General features: G+C 35.9%; 16 protein-coding genes. 9 read left to right on the top strand and 7 right to left on the bottom strand.

Going from position 1 to position 16,685, the window contains the following annotated elements:
• Nucleotide 1: 1 nt before the first annotated feature.
• From CQA38_RS08085 to CQA38_RS08065, 5 genes are all read right to left on the bottom strand, one after another.
• Nucleotides 2–1,117, bottom strand: a complete 1,116-nt coding sequence (locus CQA38_RS08085; RefSeq protein WP_137633496.1) for an ABC transporter substrate-binding protein — start codon at nucleotides 1,115–1,117, stop codon at nucleotides 2–4.
• Between the two features lie 377 nt (nucleotides 1,118–1,494).
• Nucleotides 1,495–1,767: a 30S ribosomal protein S15 gene (gene rpsO / locus CQA38_RS08080; RefSeq protein WP_137633495.1), complete on the bottom strand. Its 273-nt coding sequence runs from the start codon at nucleotides 1,765–1,767 to the stop codon at nucleotides 1,495–1,497.
• 127 nt (nucleotides 1,768–1,894) lie between these two features.
• Nucleotides 1,895–2,545, bottom strand: a complete 651-nt coding sequence (locus CQA38_RS08075) for a tetratricopeptide repeat protein (RefSeq protein ID WP_137633494.1) — start codon at nucleotides 2,543–2,545, stop codon at nucleotides 1,895–1,897.
• Between the two features lie 17 nt (nucleotides 2,546–2,562).
• The gene (locus tag CQA38_RS08070) at nucleotides 2,563–3,102 is read right to left on the bottom strand and encodes a tetratricopeptide repeat protein (RefSeq protein WP_212741823.1); all 540 of its coding nucleotides are present in this window, start codon (nucleotides 3,100–3,102) and stop codon (nucleotides 2,563–2,565) included.
• Nucleotides 3,102–3,695 (bottom strand): sel1 repeat family protein, encoded by a 594-nt coding sequence (locus CQA38_RS08065; protein ID WP_137633493.1) that lies wholly within the window; start codon nucleotides 3,693–3,695, stop codon nucleotides 3,102–3,104. The genes CQA38_RS08070 and CQA38_RS08065 overlap by 1 nt, the downstream gene beginning before the upstream one ends.
• 245 nt (nucleotides 3,696–3,940) lie before the next feature.
• Between CQA38_RS08065 and CQA38_RS08060 the strand changes: the two genes are divergently transcribed.
• The 7 genes from CQA38_RS08060 (at nucleotide 3,941) to CQA38_RS08030 (ending at nucleotide 11,170) form a co-directional block, all read left to right on the top strand.
• Entirely contained in the window at nucleotides 3,941–4,342 is a 402-nt protein-coding gene (locus CQA38_RS08060) for an Rrf2 family transcriptional regulator (protein ID WP_137633492.1), read from the top strand.
• Entirely contained in the window at nucleotides 4,343–6,493 is a 2,151-nt protein-coding gene (flhA, locus tag CQA38_RS08055) for a flagellar biosynthesis protein FlhA (protein WP_137633491.1), read from the top strand.
• Between the two features lie 8 nt (nucleotides 6,494–6,501).
• Nucleotides 6,502–7,533, top strand: a complete 1,032-nt coding sequence (locus tag CQA38_RS08050) for a 3'-to-5' oligoribonuclease B (RefSeq protein WP_137633490.1) — start codon at nucleotides 6,502–6,504, stop codon at nucleotides 7,531–7,533.
• 9 nt (nucleotides 7,534–7,542) lie between these two features.
• Entirely contained in the window at nucleotides 7,543–7,761 is a 219-nt protein-coding gene (locus tag CQA38_RS08045; protein ID WP_137633489.1) for a hypothetical protein, read from the top strand.
• 393 nt (nucleotides 7,762–8,154) lie between these two features.
• Nucleotides 8,155–8,679 carry a nucleotide exchange factor GrpE gene (gene grpE, locus CQA38_RS08040; protein ID WP_137633488.1) on the top strand — a complete coding sequence of 175 codons (525 nt, stop codon included), beginning with the start codon at nucleotides 8,155–8,157 and terminating at the stop codon, nucleotides 8,677–8,679.
• Between the two features lie 55 nt (nucleotides 8,680–8,734).
• Nucleotides 8,735–10,603, top strand: a complete 1,869-nt coding sequence (gene dnaK / locus CQA38_RS08035; RefSeq protein WP_137633487.1) for a molecular chaperone DnaK — start codon at nucleotides 8,735–8,737, stop codon at nucleotides 10,601–10,603.
• 51 nt (nucleotides 10,604–10,654) lie between these two features.
• Nucleotides 10,655–11,170 (top strand): DNA-deoxyinosine glycosylase, encoded by a 516-nt coding sequence (locus CQA38_RS08030; protein WP_137633486.1) that lies wholly within the window; start codon nucleotides 10,655–10,657, stop codon nucleotides 11,168–11,170.
• Here CQA38_RS08030 and CQA38_RS08025 read toward each other — a convergent pair.
• Together CQA38_RS08025 and CQA38_RS08020 are read right to left on the bottom strand one after the other, a co-directional pair.
• Nucleotides 11,167–12,549: a sodium-dependent transporter gene (locus CQA38_RS08025; RefSeq protein WP_137633485.1), complete on the bottom strand. Its 1,383-nt coding sequence runs from the start codon at nucleotides 12,547–12,549 to the stop codon at nucleotides 11,167–11,169. The two genes, CQA38_RS08030 and CQA38_RS08025, sit on opposite strands and share 4 nt — an antisense overlap.
• Nucleotides 12,550–12,679: 130 nt before the next feature.
• A complete protein-coding gene (locus tag CQA38_RS08020) occupies nucleotides 12,680–14,359 on the bottom strand; it encodes a protein-disulfide reductase DsbD (RefSeq protein WP_137633484.1) in 1,680 nt (559 codons plus the stop codon).
• A gap of 166 nt (nucleotides 14,360–14,525) precedes the next feature.
• Here CQA38_RS08020 and ppk2 point away from each other — a divergent pair, with 166 nt between their 5' ends.
• Together ppk2 and CQA38_RS08010 are read left to right on the top strand one after the other, a co-directional pair.
• The gene (ppk2, locus tag CQA38_RS08015) at nucleotides 14,526–15,383 is read left to right on the top strand and encodes a polyphosphate kinase 2 (protein ID WP_137633536.1); all 858 of its coding nucleotides are present in this window, start codon (nucleotides 14,526–14,528) and stop codon (nucleotides 15,381–15,383) included.
• Between the two features lie 9 nt (nucleotides 15,384–15,392).
• Nucleotides 15,393–16,583, top strand: a complete 1,191-nt coding sequence (locus CQA38_RS08010; RefSeq protein ID WP_137633483.1) for a M20 family metallopeptidase — start codon at nucleotides 15,393–15,395, stop codon at nucleotides 16,581–16,583.
• The last annotated feature ends 102 nt before the right edge of the window (nucleotides 16,584–16,685 follow it).

Here is a 16,685-nt window from a genome sequence, read left to right as displayed (position 1 = left end):
ATTAAGGCATAATAGTGCTTTTAAACACTTGTTTGCCATTAACTATCTCTTTAATCACCACAGAACGAGACGCATTACCGCTTGAATCTATGTTAATCACACCGCCTACGCTTTGAAAGTCTTTGGTTGAATGAATTTCTTTATTTACACATTCGCTGTTAAGATTGCTTGAGCAAGCATTTAAGGCTCTTAACATCACAAGATACGCATCAGCTCCCATAGCGCTAAAGGCTGGCACTTCTTTACTGCCTTTTTCTTTTTCATAAGCAGCAACAAATTCCTTGCCTGTTTGTGTGCTTGGATTGTGTGAGTCAAAGCTATCTGTAAAGATTACGCCATTTACAGCTGAACCTCCAAGCTCGATGAAGGTTTGATTATTCACCCCATCGCCTGCACTCATAAGCTTATCAAAGCCTATGCTTCTTGCTTGTTTAGCGATTAATGCAGCTTCTGGATGATAAATAGGCATATACACAAAATCAGCATTTAAGCTTTTAAGCTGAGAAGCTATGGCTTTAAAGTCCTTGTCTCCGCTTGAAATGGTAAGCTTTTTAACGATTTTACCGCCATTTTGAGTAAATTTGCCCTCAAAAACCTTTGCCAAGCCCAAAGAATACACATTAGCTTGATCAACGATTAAAACTGCTGTTTTTAAGCCAAGCTCTTTGCTTGCATAATCTGCGAATTTTTCGCCCTGAAAGCTATCCATAAAACACACTCTGCTTGAGTAGGATTTTTTGTTTAAAAGTTTATCTCCAGAAGCAACCGGTGCGATCATCGGCACTTTTTTACTTTCAGCTACTGAGATCACTTGCATAGTATTTGTAGTGATGGCTTCACCTATGAGTGCGATGACTTTATCTTGAGAAACTAGCCTTGTTGCAGCGTTTGAACTTTCGATCTTATCGCCTTTGCTATCAATGATGACAAGTTTTACCTCATCGTTATTTTGCATTTTTGGATAGAGTTTATTTGCTAGTGAAATACCAGCAAGCACATCTTGTCCATAGGCTGAAAGTGAGCCTGTAAGTGGTAAGACAACGCCGATTTGAACCTCTTTAGCAAAAAGTGAGCTAGCTAAAGCCAAAGCACCTAAAATAAAATGAATTTTTTTCATAAGCAATCCTCCTTTAAGAATGAGCTTTTGTGTCAATAAATTTAAAGTTTTTTAGAAAAATAACGATTAGCGAAGCAGGGTGCTACTTAAGACTTTTTTATCATAAAATATGATTTATGAAAAGCTCGCACATTGCAAGCCCCTTAAATTCTATAAAAACGAAAGCACATTATAGCATAAATTCAAAGAAAATAAATCAAAAAAGCTTTAAAATCATCTTTGCTTGCTTAAAAAGAGCAAGAGGCTATGTGTGTTTTGGTGTTTTTAGGTAAAGTGTTATCAAACATAAATTTCAAACAAAAATAAAGCTGGTTTTTGAATGTTTTAGCTTGAGTTTACAAGAGTTTAAAAGCTCATCAAGTCGATGAGCTTGAAATTTATTTGTCTCTTAAGTTAAGCTCAGTGATAAGCTTGCTGTAGCTTTGATAGTCTTTTCTTTTAAGATAAGCTAAAAGTCTTTTTCTTTGTCCTACAAGCTTTAAAAGTCCTAATCTTGAAGAAAAGTCTTTTTTGAAAACTTTAAGGTGTTCTGTAAGCTGAGTTATCCTCGCACTTAAAAGCGCAACTTGAACTTCAGTGGAGCCTGTATCTCCTTCTTTTCTAGCGAATTTCGCAACAATTTGAGCTTTTTGAGCCGAATCCAAAGCCATTTTGACCTCCTGATTGGTATTTTAAAAAAGTGTAATTATAGCCTAAAAAACCTAAATAAAGCTGAAATTTTAAAATTTCAAAGCCTAAGTTAAAAATGGAGCGTGTAAAACGCTCTGTGGTTTCATTTTATTTCGAATTCAGTCTTTTGTAGCCATCACATCCTACTTGCTCACCCAAATCACAAGCTTTACCAAAATACTCTTTAGCTTTTGCCTTGTTTTGTTTGACACCACCCCATCCACCTTCATAAAGAATCCCTAGTATGCCACAACCGAGAGCGTCATTCAAATCACATCCTTTTTGAGCAAAAGAAAATGATTTTTTAAAGTCCTGTTTTACACCTTCCCCTAAAGCATACAATCTTGCAATTTGTCCACAACCAAAACCATGTCCCAAATCGCATGCTTTTTGAGTAAAAGAAGCTGCCTTTTCAAAACTCTGCCTTACACCCCATCCTTCATAATATAAAATTCCTAGTTCAGCACAACCAGCTCCATGTCCAAAGTTACATCCTTTTTGAAAAAAAGAAGCTGCCTCGTGATATTTTTCATTGAAATCGTATGCAACTGCCACAACCGAGCAAGCGAAGCCTCTATCCTCTTGACTTAAACTCTCATCATTGCACCTTGGTTCAAAAAGTGATATGAGCTTTTTGCAAGATTGCTCATCTTTATTTTTGCAAGCATTGTAATCTTGCATGAATTCATCCCTACTATCATTTGCCCAAAGCAAATTTACTCCACAAAGTAAAAATAAAATAAACACAATTTTTTTCATTACAAACCTTTCTTAAATTATTTTGAATTTAGTCTTTTGTAGTTATCACATCCTGGTTGATGACCCAAATCACAAGATTTGCCATAATACTCTTTCGCTTTTGCCTTGTTTTGTTTGACACCTTTTCCAATTTCATAAAGACCCCCTAGCATGGCACAACCGACAGCGTCATTCAAATCGCATCCTTTTTGCGAAAAAGAAGCTGCCTTTTGAAAACTTTGCCTTACACCTAATCCGTTATGATAAAAATATCCAAGTTTGGCACAACCACTTTTATCTCCCAAATCGCATGCTTTTTGATGAAAAGAAGCTGCCTCGTGATATTCTTTATTATTAGAGTACCCAACTGCCACAACCGAGCAAGCGAGGCCTCTAGCCTCTTTGCTTAAACTCTTATCATTACACTTTGGCTCCGCAAGCGATATCAATCTTTTGCAAGCTTGCTCATCTTTATTTATGCAAGCATTATAATCTTGCATGAATTTATCCCTACTATCATTTGCCCAAAGCAAATTTACCCCACAAAGTAAAAATAAAATAAACACAATTTTTTTCATTATTCTTGCTCCTCATCTTGCCAATTTTTTTTGCCTAATATTCGGGCTATTTTTTGGCGATATTCTTCTGCTTTTGCTTCATTTGAATCTATGCCTTGTGTTGCATGAAAAAGACCTTTTTCATAAATAGTCATTAATTGCTTTAAAGCTAGGATATGATCTTGTTCTCCTGCTTTTTCAAAATGCTTCACAGCCAAAGGATAATCTTGCTCTATGCCAGAAAAATACCAGCCATCGTAGTTATTAAAATAAACCTTTCCCAAAAAATACCAAGCCTCGCCATAATTGTTAAGATTAGCAACCTTTCCCATTGATTCTAAAGCCTGATTAAAATCTGCCTCCTCGCCGTTATCTTGCTTTTCTTGCTCTTGTTTAAACATTTCTTCAGCTTTCAAATAAAGCTCGTGTGCTTTTTCAAGCTCCTCAGCTCGTTGAGTATATTTTTGTGCCTCTTTTTGATCGGCGGCAATTGTATAGTTATCATAACATATACCCTTGCTGTAGATGATAGCTAAGGCTTTACACATAACAATGCTACCTTGTTTTGCTTCTTGCTTGAGAAAATCAAGCAATGTATTGTTGATATGATCCATTTTTCCTCTTTAATTTGTATAAAATTCAAATATTCGCAAAATTGTAGCCCCCCCCCCCTTAAGAAATGCTTAAATTTTTTGTCTTTTTTGAAATTCATTTTAAAAATAAAATAAAAGCAAAATTTTGACTACTTTATATCTTGCGCTCTATAATCCCACGCAGGATTAAATTTTGTCAAAAAGGGCGAAAATTAAGAAAAAATTGCTATAATAGAGCCATTTTATTTTATTTTTAAAGGAAACTTATGCTTTTTACTAGGGCTAGTGAGTATGCTTTACTTGCTTTGATTTATATCTGTGATAAAGATAAACCCCAAGATGTTGAGACTATGGCTTTTGAGCTTGATATTTCAAGAAGCTTTTTGGCTAAGATTTTACAAGGACTTGCAAAAGACGGCTTGCTTCACTCTTATAAGGGCGCAAAGGGCGGTTTTACTTTGGTAAAAAAGCCTGAGGAATACACGCTTAAAGAGATAGTTGATAGTGCAGAGAAAAAACAAGTCAGCGTTTTTGAATGCTCTCAAGGCGTATGCCCTACCCAAAAAGGCGATAAATGCTATATGCTTCCGGTTTTAAAAGACTTGCAAGAGAAGATGAATGAGCATTTAAATTCAGTAAGCCTAGCTGATATCATCAAAAAGTCATAAATGGCAAAAAGAAAAATCATCGATCTTGTTGTCCCTTACTTAGGACCTTTAATAACACCTGTTGTCAAAGCAAAGTCTTTGACGATAGTTGGTTTTATCGTTTGTATCTTAGCCATTATCATTGTGCCTTTGCCAGCTCCTGTGCTGGATTTTTTTTTGGCACTTAGCATTGCTATTTCAGTTTTAATCATACTCATTTCTATTTATATAGCAAAGCCCACTGATTTAACGACTTTTCCAACCCTTATCCTCATCATCACGCTTTTTCGTTTGGCTTTAAATATCGCCACAACGCGTATGATTTTAAGTGAGGGGCAAAATGGACCAGCCCAAGTAAGTGAGATCATCGCGTCTTTTGGTGAATTTGTGGTTGGGGGAAATTATGTTATCGGTATTATCGTTTTTACTATCTTAGTTTTGATTAATTTTATGGTTGTTACTAAAGGTAGCACGAGAGTTTCTGAGGTGCAAGCGCGTTTTACGCTTGATGCGATGCCTGGAAAGCAAATGGCAATTGATGCGGATTTAAATGCAGGACTCATTGATGAGCAAACCGCAAGAACAAGAAGACAAGAGATCATTTCAGAAGCGAATTTTTACGGAGCTATGGATGGTTCGAGCAAATTCATCAAAGGCGATGCAGTTGCTGGGATCATCATCACTATAGTCAATCTCATAGGCGGCTTTTTAATCGGCTATTTTCAACACGATATGCCTTTGGCTGATTGTGCGGCGACTTATACTATACTTACTATAGGTGATGGGCTAGTCTCTCAAATTCCTGGACTCATCACTTCAACAGCTACAGCTATCATCATTACACGTGCAAGTAAAGATGAAGATAATTTTGCAGAGGGCTCTTTAAATCAGCTCTTAAGCGAATACAGAACGCTTTTGATAGTAGGCTTTATCCTTTTTATCTTTGCTTTGGTGCCGGGTTTGCCAACTTTATCTTTGGGCTTTATGGCTTTGGTATTTTTAGCGCTTGGCTATTTGACAAAGCAAGTCAAAGAAGGAAAAATTCAAGTCGTAGATACGAAAAAAGTTAAAGCTGAAGAGAAAGCAAAAGCTGCTGCTCCTGTGAAAAAAAGCGAGGAAGAGATCGTCAAAGAAGAAGAACATCGCATAGGCGATATACTTAAGCTTGAAATTTTAGAGCTTGAGCTTGGATATGGGCTTATCCGCCTTGCAGAAAGCGAGCTTACTGAACGAATTCGCTCTATGCGTCGCTCAATCGCTCAAACTTTGGGCTTTTTAATGCCAAAAATTCGCATTCGTGATAATCTTGCTTTAAAGCCAAATGAATATAATTTTAAGCTTAAAGGCGTGGTGATTGCTAGTGCTGAGGTATATCCTGATAAGTATTTGGCTATGGATAGTGGCTTTATCACTGAAGAGGTTGAAGGAATTGCGACTAAAGAGCCAGCTTTTAACTCAGATGCCCTTTGGATTGATGCGAGTTTAAAAGATGAAGCAACGTTAAATGGCTATATCGTTATCGATCCAGCAAGCGTGATTTCAACGCATATGAGTGAGCTTATCAAAGCACATGCAAGCGAACTGCTTACGCGTCAAGAGGTGCAAGGACTTATTGATAAAATGCAAAAAGATTATCCTGTCATCGTTGAGGATTGTTTGAAAGTCGCAAGCGTGGGTATGATACAAAAAGTGCTTAAAGACTTGTTGCGTTATCAAATTCCTATCAAAGACTTGCTGACTATTTTTGAGGCTTTAACTGATATTGCTGAGGTAAGCAAAAGCTTTGATCTTATCATCGAGCATGTACGCGCTTCTTTAGCAAGGGTAATTACAAATATGTATTTAGATGAAAAAGGCGTTTTAAGCATTTATATGCTTGATTCTGCAAGTTCAGCAAAGCTTATAGAAAGCCTGCAGTTTAAAGATGGCACTTATCATTTGATGATCAATGTTGCCCAAACTGGAGCATTAATCGACGCGTTAAGAAAAGAAATCGAGCAAAGTGCAAAAACAAGGGTTAAGCCTTTTGTGCTTTGTGTTGAGCCTCAACTAAGAAAAGATATAGCTAAGCTTTGTAAGGATATGAATATTAATGTCGTTGTCTTAAGCTTTGGCGAGATTGCTGAAAATACAAATTTTGAAACCGAAGGCGTTATCAAGGTAGAATTATAGGAGAAATAATGAGATTATACCATCTTTCACATACGGATTTAGACGGCTATGCATGCCAGTTTGTTACTCATTTTTATTTTAAGGATTGTGTGTTTTATAATTCAAATTATGGCAAGGAGATCAGTGATAATTTTTATGCGATTTTAAGTGAGATTAATGCAAGCTTAGAGCAAGATAGCAACGCAAAAAGTATGGTTTTAATCAGTGATTTGAATTTAACTTTAGCACAATGTGAAGAATTTCAAGACGCCTTGAAAGACAAAAATGCAAAGCTTATTTTGCTTGATCATCATCAAAGCGGACTTGAGTGTATGAAGGAATTTGCTTGGTATGTGATGGATGAAAAGAGAAGTGCAAGTCAGATTGTGTATGATTTTTTTACCCGAATTTGCACGCCAAATGAGTCTTTAAAACGTTTTGTGAGCGTAGTTAATGCCATAGATATTTGGCTTAAAGATGAAAAAGACTTTGAGCTTGGCAAGGTGTTTTTAAGTATGATTGCTACAGCTAAGGAGCTAAACCGCGTTATGTTTAGGGAGCAAAACACCGAATATATGTTTTTTTTGCTGAGTAAAGCCAAAACTTTTATCGACAAAGATCAAGCTCATATCGCCCTTGAAGACGCTCTTCACTTTCTTAAAAAAGAGTATTTTAGAAAAGATAAAAACGATACTTTAATCAATCTCATTTGTGCTTTTGTTGTCGAACTTTTAAGCAAGAAAAAGGAAGAGTTTTGCATTTATTATGAAAATCACAAGGGCATACTTACTTCAAACATAGGCAATACCTCAGTTATAGGCAATGATTTTTTGGTAAAAAATCCAGATTTTGACTTTTTCATCGATGTAAGTTCTAAAAAAACTTTGAGTTTTAGGGCAAATGGCAAGGTTGATGTAAGCATAATGGCAAAAAAACTTGTTGGCGGAGGAGGACATAAAAACGCAAGTGGCGGGCTTTTTGCAGCTTTTAAAGAGAGTGTAAATTATGCGTTGATTAAGGCTCAAATTCAAGATTTAATCATCTCAAAAACTCAAATTTAAGGAAAAATAATGAAACAAGAAGAAATTGAAGCATTGCAATATGAGCTTAATATAGTCTTAGAAGCTTTGCTTATAACAGCTGGAGTAAAAAGAAACAAGCTTGATGAAGCTGTGCAAAATTACATAGAATGCATTGACAAAATCGAAGAAGATGATAAAGAAGGGGTTGATGAAGTTTTAGAAGCGATAGAATACCTCAAAACTCATCACCAAGAGCTTTTTAACTAAGATTTTTTAAAGAAAAATTTTTTTATTTTAAGCCAAAGCTCTGTCAAACTTAGCTTTTTTACCTGTCCCAAAGAGCTAAAAACACAAGAGTCAAGGTCTTTTTTTTCTTGAACACTTAAATTTTTCATATCCAAACCTTTTCAAAATATATTGCATAGGCGAAATTATATCATAAAACTTTTTATTTGTATCCAAAAATAATGATAAATCTTACTTGCTATTATATATTAGTCTATATTGCTAATATATATTTAGTTATATAGACTAAAGTTTATTAAATAATTTTTTTTAATTTTTTGTAAAAAATACTTGACATTGATACACTCAATGTTGTATAATACCTTTAAATTTAAAAATAAATATCGCCTAAACAAGCGGTAAAAAGGAGGCGTAGTGAAAGAACAAGAACACTTAGATCAAGAACAAAATCTTGAAACTTCAAACGAGGCTGAGAATTTAGCTAGCGATGAGCAAAACGAGCTTGAAAGTTTAAAGGCTGAAAATGCTGAGTTAAAAGATAGGTATTTAAGAGCTAATGCTGAATTTGAAAATATCAAAAAAAGAATGGAAAAAGAAAAAGCTTCAGCTCTAGCTTATGCAAATGAAGGCTTTGCAAAGGATTTACTTGATGTGATCGATGCCTTAGAAGCAGCAAGTAGCGTTGAGGCTAAAGATGAAGTGAGTGAGAAAATTAAAGAAGGAGTGAAAAATACTTTAGATTTATTTCTTAAAAAGCTTGAAAAGCACGGTATAAAGCAAATTGAGGCTACAAACTTTTTTGATCCAAATTTGCACGAAGCTATGTTTCATCAAGAAAGTAGCGAGCATGAAAGTGGAGCCATCACACAAGTGCTTCAAAAAGGCTATCAAATGGGCGAAAGAATCATTCGCCCAGCTAAAGTAAGTGTGGCAAAATAAGGTGTATCTGTAAGATACGAGTTTAAAAAAACAAAATTTAAAAAAAGGATAAACAATGGCAAAAGTTATAGGAATAGACTTAGGAACAACAAATTCTTGTGTAGCTGTCTTTGAAAGAGGCGAAAGCAAGGTGATCCCAAATAAAGAAGGTAAAAACACAACCCCTTCAGTAGTAGCTTTTACTGATAAAGGCGAGGTTTTAGTAGGTGATAGCGCAAAACGTCAAGCCGTAACAAACCCTGAAAAGACTATTTATTCTATAAAAAGGATTATGGGGCTTATGTTTAATGAGGACAAGGCTAAGGAAGCTGAAAAACGCCTGCCTTATCATATAGTAGATAGAAACGGAGCTTGCGCTGTTGAAATCGCTGGTAAGGTTTATACTCCTCAAGAAATTTCAGCTAAGGTTTTAATGAAGCTTAAAGAAGATGCTGAAGCCTTTTTGGGCGAACAAGTTGTTGATGCGGTAATTACCGTGCCAGCGTATTTTAACGACGCTCAAAGAAAGGCGACAAAAGAAGCTGGAACCATAGCTGGACTTAATGTCTTAAGAATCATCAACGAGCCAACCTCAGCTGCGCTTGCTTATGGGCTTGATAAAAAAGAAAGCGAAAAGATAGTCGTTTATGATCTAGGTGGGGGAACCTTTGATGTTACCGTGCTTGAAACAGGCGATAATGTCGTAGAAGTGCTTTCAACCGGAGGGGACGCTTTCTTAGGGGGCGATGATTTTGATAATAAGCTTATTGATTTTTTAGCAAGCGAGTTTAAAAACGAACAAGGCATAGACTTAAAAAATGATGTTATGGCTTTGCAAAGACTTAAAGAAGCAGCTGAAACAGCTAAAAAAGAGCTTAGCTCAGCTACTGAAACAGAGGTGAATTTACCTTTCATAACAGCTGATGCTTCAGGTCCAAAACACCTTGTGAAAAAAATCACTCGTGCTAAATTTGAAAGTATGATAGAAAGCCTTGTGGGCGAGACTATTTCAAAGATTAACGAAGTGGTAAAAGACGCTGGCTTAAACAAAGATGAAGTCAAAGAAATCGTTATGGTAGGTGGCTCAACTCGTGTGCCTTTGGTACAAGAAGAGGTTAAAAAAGCCTTTAATAAAGAGCTGAATAAAAGCGTAAATCCAGATGAGGTTGTAGCCATTGGCGCAGCTATTCAAGGCGCTGTGATAAAAGGTGATGTTAAAGATGTGCTTTTACTTGATGTTACCCCGCTTTCTTTGGGGATTGAAACCTTGGGTGGAGTGATGACTAAGATCATAGAAAAAGGCACAACCATACCAACTAAAAAAGAACAAACCTTCTCAACAGCTGAGGACAATCAAAGTGCAGTTACTATCAATGTCTTGCAAGGTGAGAGAGAATTTAGCCGCGATAACAAGTCTTTAGGAAATTTCAATCTTGAGGGCATTCCACCAGCTCCAAGAGGTATGCCGCAAATCGAAGTAAGCTTTGATATAGACGCAAACGGCATTTTAACTGTTTCAGCAAAAGATAAGGCTACAGGCAAGGCTCAAGAGATCAAAATCACAGGCTCAAGCGGTTTAAGTGAAGAAGAGATCGAAAAAATGGTAAAAGATGCTGAGCTTCACAAAGAAGAGGATAAAAAACGCAAAGAAGCAGTTGAGGCTAGAAATCAAGCTGAAGCTTTAGTGCATCAAGTCGAAAAATCCCTAAGCGAACTTGGCGAAAAGATAAGTGAAGAAGATAAAACAAATATCACTAAGGCTTTAGATGAGCTTAAAGAACTGCTTAAAAATGAAAATGCAAGCAAAGAAGAAATAGAAGAAAAGGTTAAAAACTTAAGTGCTGTTTCTCATAAACTTGCTGAAAGTATGTATAAAAAAGATGATACTGCAGGCAATGATAAAAAGAAAAAAGATGATGATGTCATCGATGCTGAAGTAGAATGATTTTAAAGAGTGAGGCTTTAAGCCTTGCTCTTTAATTGCAAGAAAAATAAAATGCTTTTATACCACCCCTTTAAACCCTTTTTTGATGAAAACTCAAGGATTTTAATGCTTGGTAGTTTTCCTTCACTTAAATCAAGAGAATTAGGCTTTTACTATCAAAATAAAAACAATCGCTTTTATCAAATTTTAGAGCTTCTTTTTAACTTAGCCCCTAAAAGCTTAACTAAGCAAGAAAGTCAAAAAGCTTTTTTAAAAGCTTATAAAATAGCTCTTTGGGATATTTTTAAAAGCTGTGATATAACAAAGTCAAAAGATGAGAGTATAAATTTAAAAGATATAAATACCAAAGCAAACGATTTAAGCTTTGTGCTTGAAAAAGCCCCTATAAAAGCAGTTTTTACTACAGGTAAAAAAGCTCATCATGCCTTTTGTCATTTTTATGTAAATTTCAAGCAAAATTATCCTAGCGTGTTTTATCATACTTTGCCTTCAAGCTCAAGTGCAAATGCTCGTTTTAGCTTAGAAAAACTCGTTGATGAGTATAAACTTATCAAAGCCTATCTTTAGCCTACTATACCAAAATAAAAAATCAAAGCGATGATACAAGGGACGATGAATTTGACATAATAATACCAAATTCTAATAAAAGTCTTTGCTCTTGAACCACTTTGAAGCTCCTTAATCGCCTCATCTTTCATCACCCAGCCCACATAAATACAACATAAAAAAGCTGTTAAAACAAATAAGATATTGCCACTTACAAAATCAAAGCTATCAAAGATATTTTTGCCTTTTATCAGCACTACATCGCGCCAAGGTCCATAAGTCAGTATGCAAGGGATATTTCCAAGCACGAAAATTCCACCCAAAGTAAGATTAATGGCTGTTTTTTTACTGAACTTAAATTTTTCCTCTAAAACACTAATGATAACTTGATATATAGGCAAAGAAGTCGTGAGTGCAGCGATTAAAAGTAGGATAAAAAACAAAGCGCATATAAAGGTGCCAAATTTTACATAAGAAAAGGCTATGGGAAGAGTTTCAAACACAAGTGAAGGACCTTTATCTGGGCTAAGCCCTACGCTAAAAAGCACCGGAAAGATCATAAAACCAGCTAAAACAGCAATAAGCGTGTTTAAAATACCGGTGTAAGTGGCTGTTTTGATGAGATTTTCATCTTTTTTAAGATGAGATGAAAGCGTGATCATTACGCCAAAACCAAGAGAAAGCGCAAAAAATACTTGTCCTAAAACATCGATGAAAAGTTTTGCTGAAGCCTTATCAAAGGCTAAAATTTTACTAAAGTCAGGCTTTAAATAATACTCAACGCCCTTAAATGCGCCATCTAAGCTTAAATTTCTAATGATAACAACAAGCAAGCAGATGAAAAGCAAAGGCATAAGAAGCTTGACTGATTTTTCTATGCCATCGATAATACCTTTACGTAAAATGAAAAAATTTATCAAAACAAAAATGCTCGTAAAAATGCCGATAAAAAGTGGATTATACTCTATATTTTGTTCATAAAATGAAGCGGCGTATTCTTTGGTGATAGGGCTTGAAAGATCAAAATTCCCAAATAAAAGATGGAAAATATACACCAGCACAAAGCCCCCAAGCACCATATAATACGCCATGATCCCAAAGCTTCCCAAAAGCCCCATATACCCAACGCCCTGCCAAGTCTTACTCACACTTTTATCTTTTGTGATTTTACCGCCAAAAGCATCAACGCTATTCGTATGGGCTTTTCGTCCTATAACATTTTCAACTAAAATCACAGGAATGCCTATAAAAATCATCGCAAGGCAAAAAACCAGCACAAAAGCCGCTCCGCCATTTTCACCCACAAGATAAGGAAAACGCCAAGTTGCCCCAAAGCCAATCGTCGCTCCAGCAACGGTAAGTATATAAGTAAGCGTGTTGCTCCAAGTTTGTCTTTGCATAATTCATCCTTAAAAACGAGGCTTGCGTAAATTTTGAAAAAATATCATTATAGCAGTATTTTGCTTGAAAATAAAAGAAAATTTGCAATTTCTTTTATTTTTACGCTTTTTGATAGGCTCAGTTTAAATTTCAAAGCGAATTTAAAAACTCATCAGCTCCCACAAAGCCGATGATTTGTTCTTTTTTTACACCATCTTTAAAGATAAACATAACAGGTGGGGCAAAAACTTCAAATTTTTTCATCATTTTAAGTTCTTCATCATCACCCTTGCTAATGTCGATTTTAAGCAAGCTGTAGTTTTGTAAAAGTTCTTGCACTTTTTTATCTGAAAAAGTAAAAGCATCTAAAAGCTTGCAGTTTTCACACCAAGAAGCTGTAAAATACAGCAAAATAGGCTTTTTACTTTGCTGTAGTTTTGCTTCAAGCTCCTTAAGATTGTTAATGTTTTTAAACTCAAGTGAGTTTAAATTTTGTGAATTTGAGGCATTTGAGTTGAGATGAAAAGGATTTAAAAGGCTTTTTCCGCCAAATAATCCTCCTAAAAATAAGCTTAAACTATAGGCTAAAACAAGTGTTAAAAGAGCCTTTTTAGCCTTTGCATAGCTTGAGTTAAGCCCATCAAAAAATCCCATAAAACTTACAAAAAACACCCCAAGCACCCCAAAAGCGATGAGTATATAAGGCATAGCTAAAAAGCGAGAGCAGATCCAAATCGCCATTGCAAGCATTAAAAAGCCAAAAAAGATATTTACCCTTTGCATCCATGCTCCAGCCTTTAAAAACCCAAGTCCAACCCCTACAAATAAAAGCGGAACACCCATACCAAAACTCAAAACAAAAAGAGAAGCCCCGCCAAGCACTATATCAGCACTTTTTGCTATATAAAGCAAAGCAGCAGCCAAAGGTGCAGCCACGCAAGGTCCTATGATAAGAGCTGATAAAAAGCCCATGGTTGCAAGGCTAAGCACACCTTTTGTTTTTGAGCTTTGTCTTTTGATGATGAAATTTTGTATCTTGTTTGGCATTTGAAGATGAAATACCCCAAAACAAGCAAGGGCTAAAAGCACAAAAATAAAGGCAAAAAAGCTAAGCACTAAAGGATGTTGTAAAAAGCCTTGCACGCTTGCGCCAACTAAAGCCGTAACAATGCCAGCTAAAGCATAAGCTAAAGACATAAAAAGCACAAAGATAAAAGAAAGCCAAAAGGCTCGTTTTTTACTTGGTGCTTGCGTGCTTTTTGCAAGTATGAGCGATGAAAGTATAGGGATCATGGGCAGGGTGCAAGGAGTAAGAGAAAGTAAAAGTCCATATCCAAAAAAGCTTAACAAAGTAAGAAAAAAGCCATCTTTGTTAAATTCATTGTGCTTTTTCATCTTTTTTGTATCTGTAAGTTCGCTAAGCTTATAGCTGCCTTGATCTTGCTTTAGTGTAAAACTTTTTTTTAAAGGGCGGTAGCAAAAGCCAGCTTCAGAACAGCCTTGGTATGAAAGTTCTAGTAAAGCCTCATTTTTGTTAGTAAGCTCTTTTTTGAGTAAAATTTGTGGGATAAAAAGCTCTACATTCGCATAATATCTTTGTTCGTTGTTTTTTTCAACACTTGCAGGCAGGTTAAGCAAAGCAGTGATGTCTTTATCATCAAGTTTGATTTTAAGTTCTTTTTGATACAAATAAATCGTATCAGCGATATCAAAATCAAAATAAACCCCTACCTCATCAGCATAAGAACGGAGTTTAAATGCTTCATTTGGTTGTAAAAATTCAGCCCAGCTTAGATTTAAAAAAAGGAAAAATATCAGAAAAATACGCATTAAGTTCTCATTTATATCTTGTTTTATTTTTAATTATAGTTTGTTATGGTAAATTTAAAAGAATATTTTTCAAGGAGATTTGCCTATGACATCACCAAAACCCCAGTCAAAAAATGCTAAACACTTGGCACAAAAAGATGAGCTAAAGTCCTCAAAAAAACTTGATATGCCAAAAGATCAAAAAGTTCAAGATGATACAAAAGATGAGTATGTAAGCATAAAGGTTAAAAAAAGCACCCTTAAATACGAAAAGGAGCTTAAAGCCTTGCAAATTGAGCTTTTGAAATTTCAAAATTTCGTTAAAGATAAAGGCTTAAAGGTTTTAATTCTCACAGAAGGACGCGACGCAGCAGGTAAAGGAGGCTCGATCAAGCGTCTTACAGAACATTTAAATCCAAGAGGTTGTAGAGTCGTTGCTCTTGAAAAGCCAAGTGATGTAGAAAGGACGCAGTGGTATTTTCAACGTTATGTTTCACATTTGCCAGCAGCTGGAGAGATCGTGATTTTTGATAGAAGCTGGTATAATAGAGCTGGAGTTGAGCCGGTAATGGGTTTTTGCACCCCAGCTGAGCATAAGCATTTTTTAAGAGAAGTGCCTTTATTTGAGGAAATGCTTGTTAATAGTGGTATTATTATGTTTAAATTTTATTTTTCAGTGTCTAAAGAAGAGCAAAAAAAACGTTTTGATAGTCGCAGAAAAGACCCTTTAAAGCAGTATAAACTCTCTTCAGTAGATGAAAAATCCCAGCAACTTTGGGATAAATACACCGTCGCAAAATACTCAATGCTTCTTGCTTCAAACACACCAAAAAGCCCTTGGACTATCATAGGTTCAGACAATAAGAAAAAAGCAAGGTTAAATGTCTTTAGAACCATACTCAATAAAGTTGATTATACCGGCAAAAGCAAGGATATAAAGCCTGTAGATCAAGACTTGGTGCGAAGCGGAGAAGATGAAATTCGCAAAATGGAAGCTAATCTTAACAGAAGTGATGAAAAATTTGAAAAACTTGATCAAAAATAAGGAAAATATATGCTTTTAAAAGTGCAAAAACTCAGCGAAAAATACTACCCACAAATCGCAAATTTAAGAGAACATTTTCATCAATTCCCAGAGCTTAGCTTTGAGGAGTTTCAAACCTCGCAAAAAGTCTGTGAAGTGCTTGAAAATGCGGGTATATCATATAAAAAAGGCATAGCAAAAACTGGAGTTTTGGCTGAAATTTATGGCACAAAAAAAAGCGATGAAAAACCAAAATGCGTGCTTTTAAGAGGTGATATGGACGCTTTGCCAGTGCATGAAGAAAGTGGGGTAAGCTTTGCTTCAAAGATAGCTGGTAAGATGCACGCTTGCGGACATGATGGGCATACTGCTGGACTTTTAGGCACAGCACTTATCTTAAATGAGCTTAAAGATGAATTTAGCGGTTGTGTGAAATTTATGTTTCAGCCAGCTGAGGAAAATTATGGTGGTGCAAAGCCTATGATAGAAGAGGGCGTGCTTGAAAATCCATATGTTGATGCTGTGTTTGGTTGTCATTTGTGGGGTTTAATGCAAGAAAACACAGCCCAAATCATCACTGGGGCGATGATGGCTGGGGTAGATAGCTTTGATCTTAAATTTATAGGCAGAGGCGGGCATGGAGCTCATCCGCATACGACTATAGACGCGGTTTTAATGGCGGCTCGTTTTGTTACTAATATTCAAAGCATTGTTTCAAGGCGTTTAAAGCCGGTAAGTGCTGGAGTGATTAGCGTTGGAAGCGTGCAAGCTGGAAGTTCTTATAATATCATCGCTCAAGAAGCCTTTTTAAAAGGCACGGTGCGTTTTTTAGATGATGAAAGTCAAGCGATCTTGCAAAAAGGCATTGAAGATGTGGCTAAGGCTGTGGCTTTGGAATTTGGTGGGGAGTATGAGCTTGATTATCACAGAGAATATCCGCCTTTGATTAATGATGAATTTGGTGCAAAAATCGCTCAAAAAGCTTTCTTGCAAGTCTTAGGCGAAAAAAATATCATCACAAAGGCTGAAGCTGATATGGGAGCTGAGGACTTTGCTTTTTTAACGCGTGCTAGAAAAGGAGCTTATGTTTTTGTAGGCATAGCTAAGGATAAAAACAAACCTGTATTGCACCACAGCCCAAATTTTGCTTGGGAAAGTGAAAATTTAAAGGTGCTTATGCAAGGTGAGGCGATGATGGCTTTGGAGTTTTTAAATTCATAAATTCAAGCCCCATCATCATAAACAATCAAACAAGGCTTGCGTGAAAGAGTAAAAGTTAAGTTAAATAAAGCCTTAAAACACAAAGCTTAAACAAGGTAAGGA

Source organism: Campylobacter sp. MIT 12-5580 (assembly GCF_005406235.1).
Classification (GTDB): domain Bacteria; phylum Campylobacterota; class Campylobacteria; order Campylobacterales; family Campylobacteraceae; genus Campylobacter_D.
This window is presented reverse-complemented; position numbering and strand designations above follow the sequence as displayed.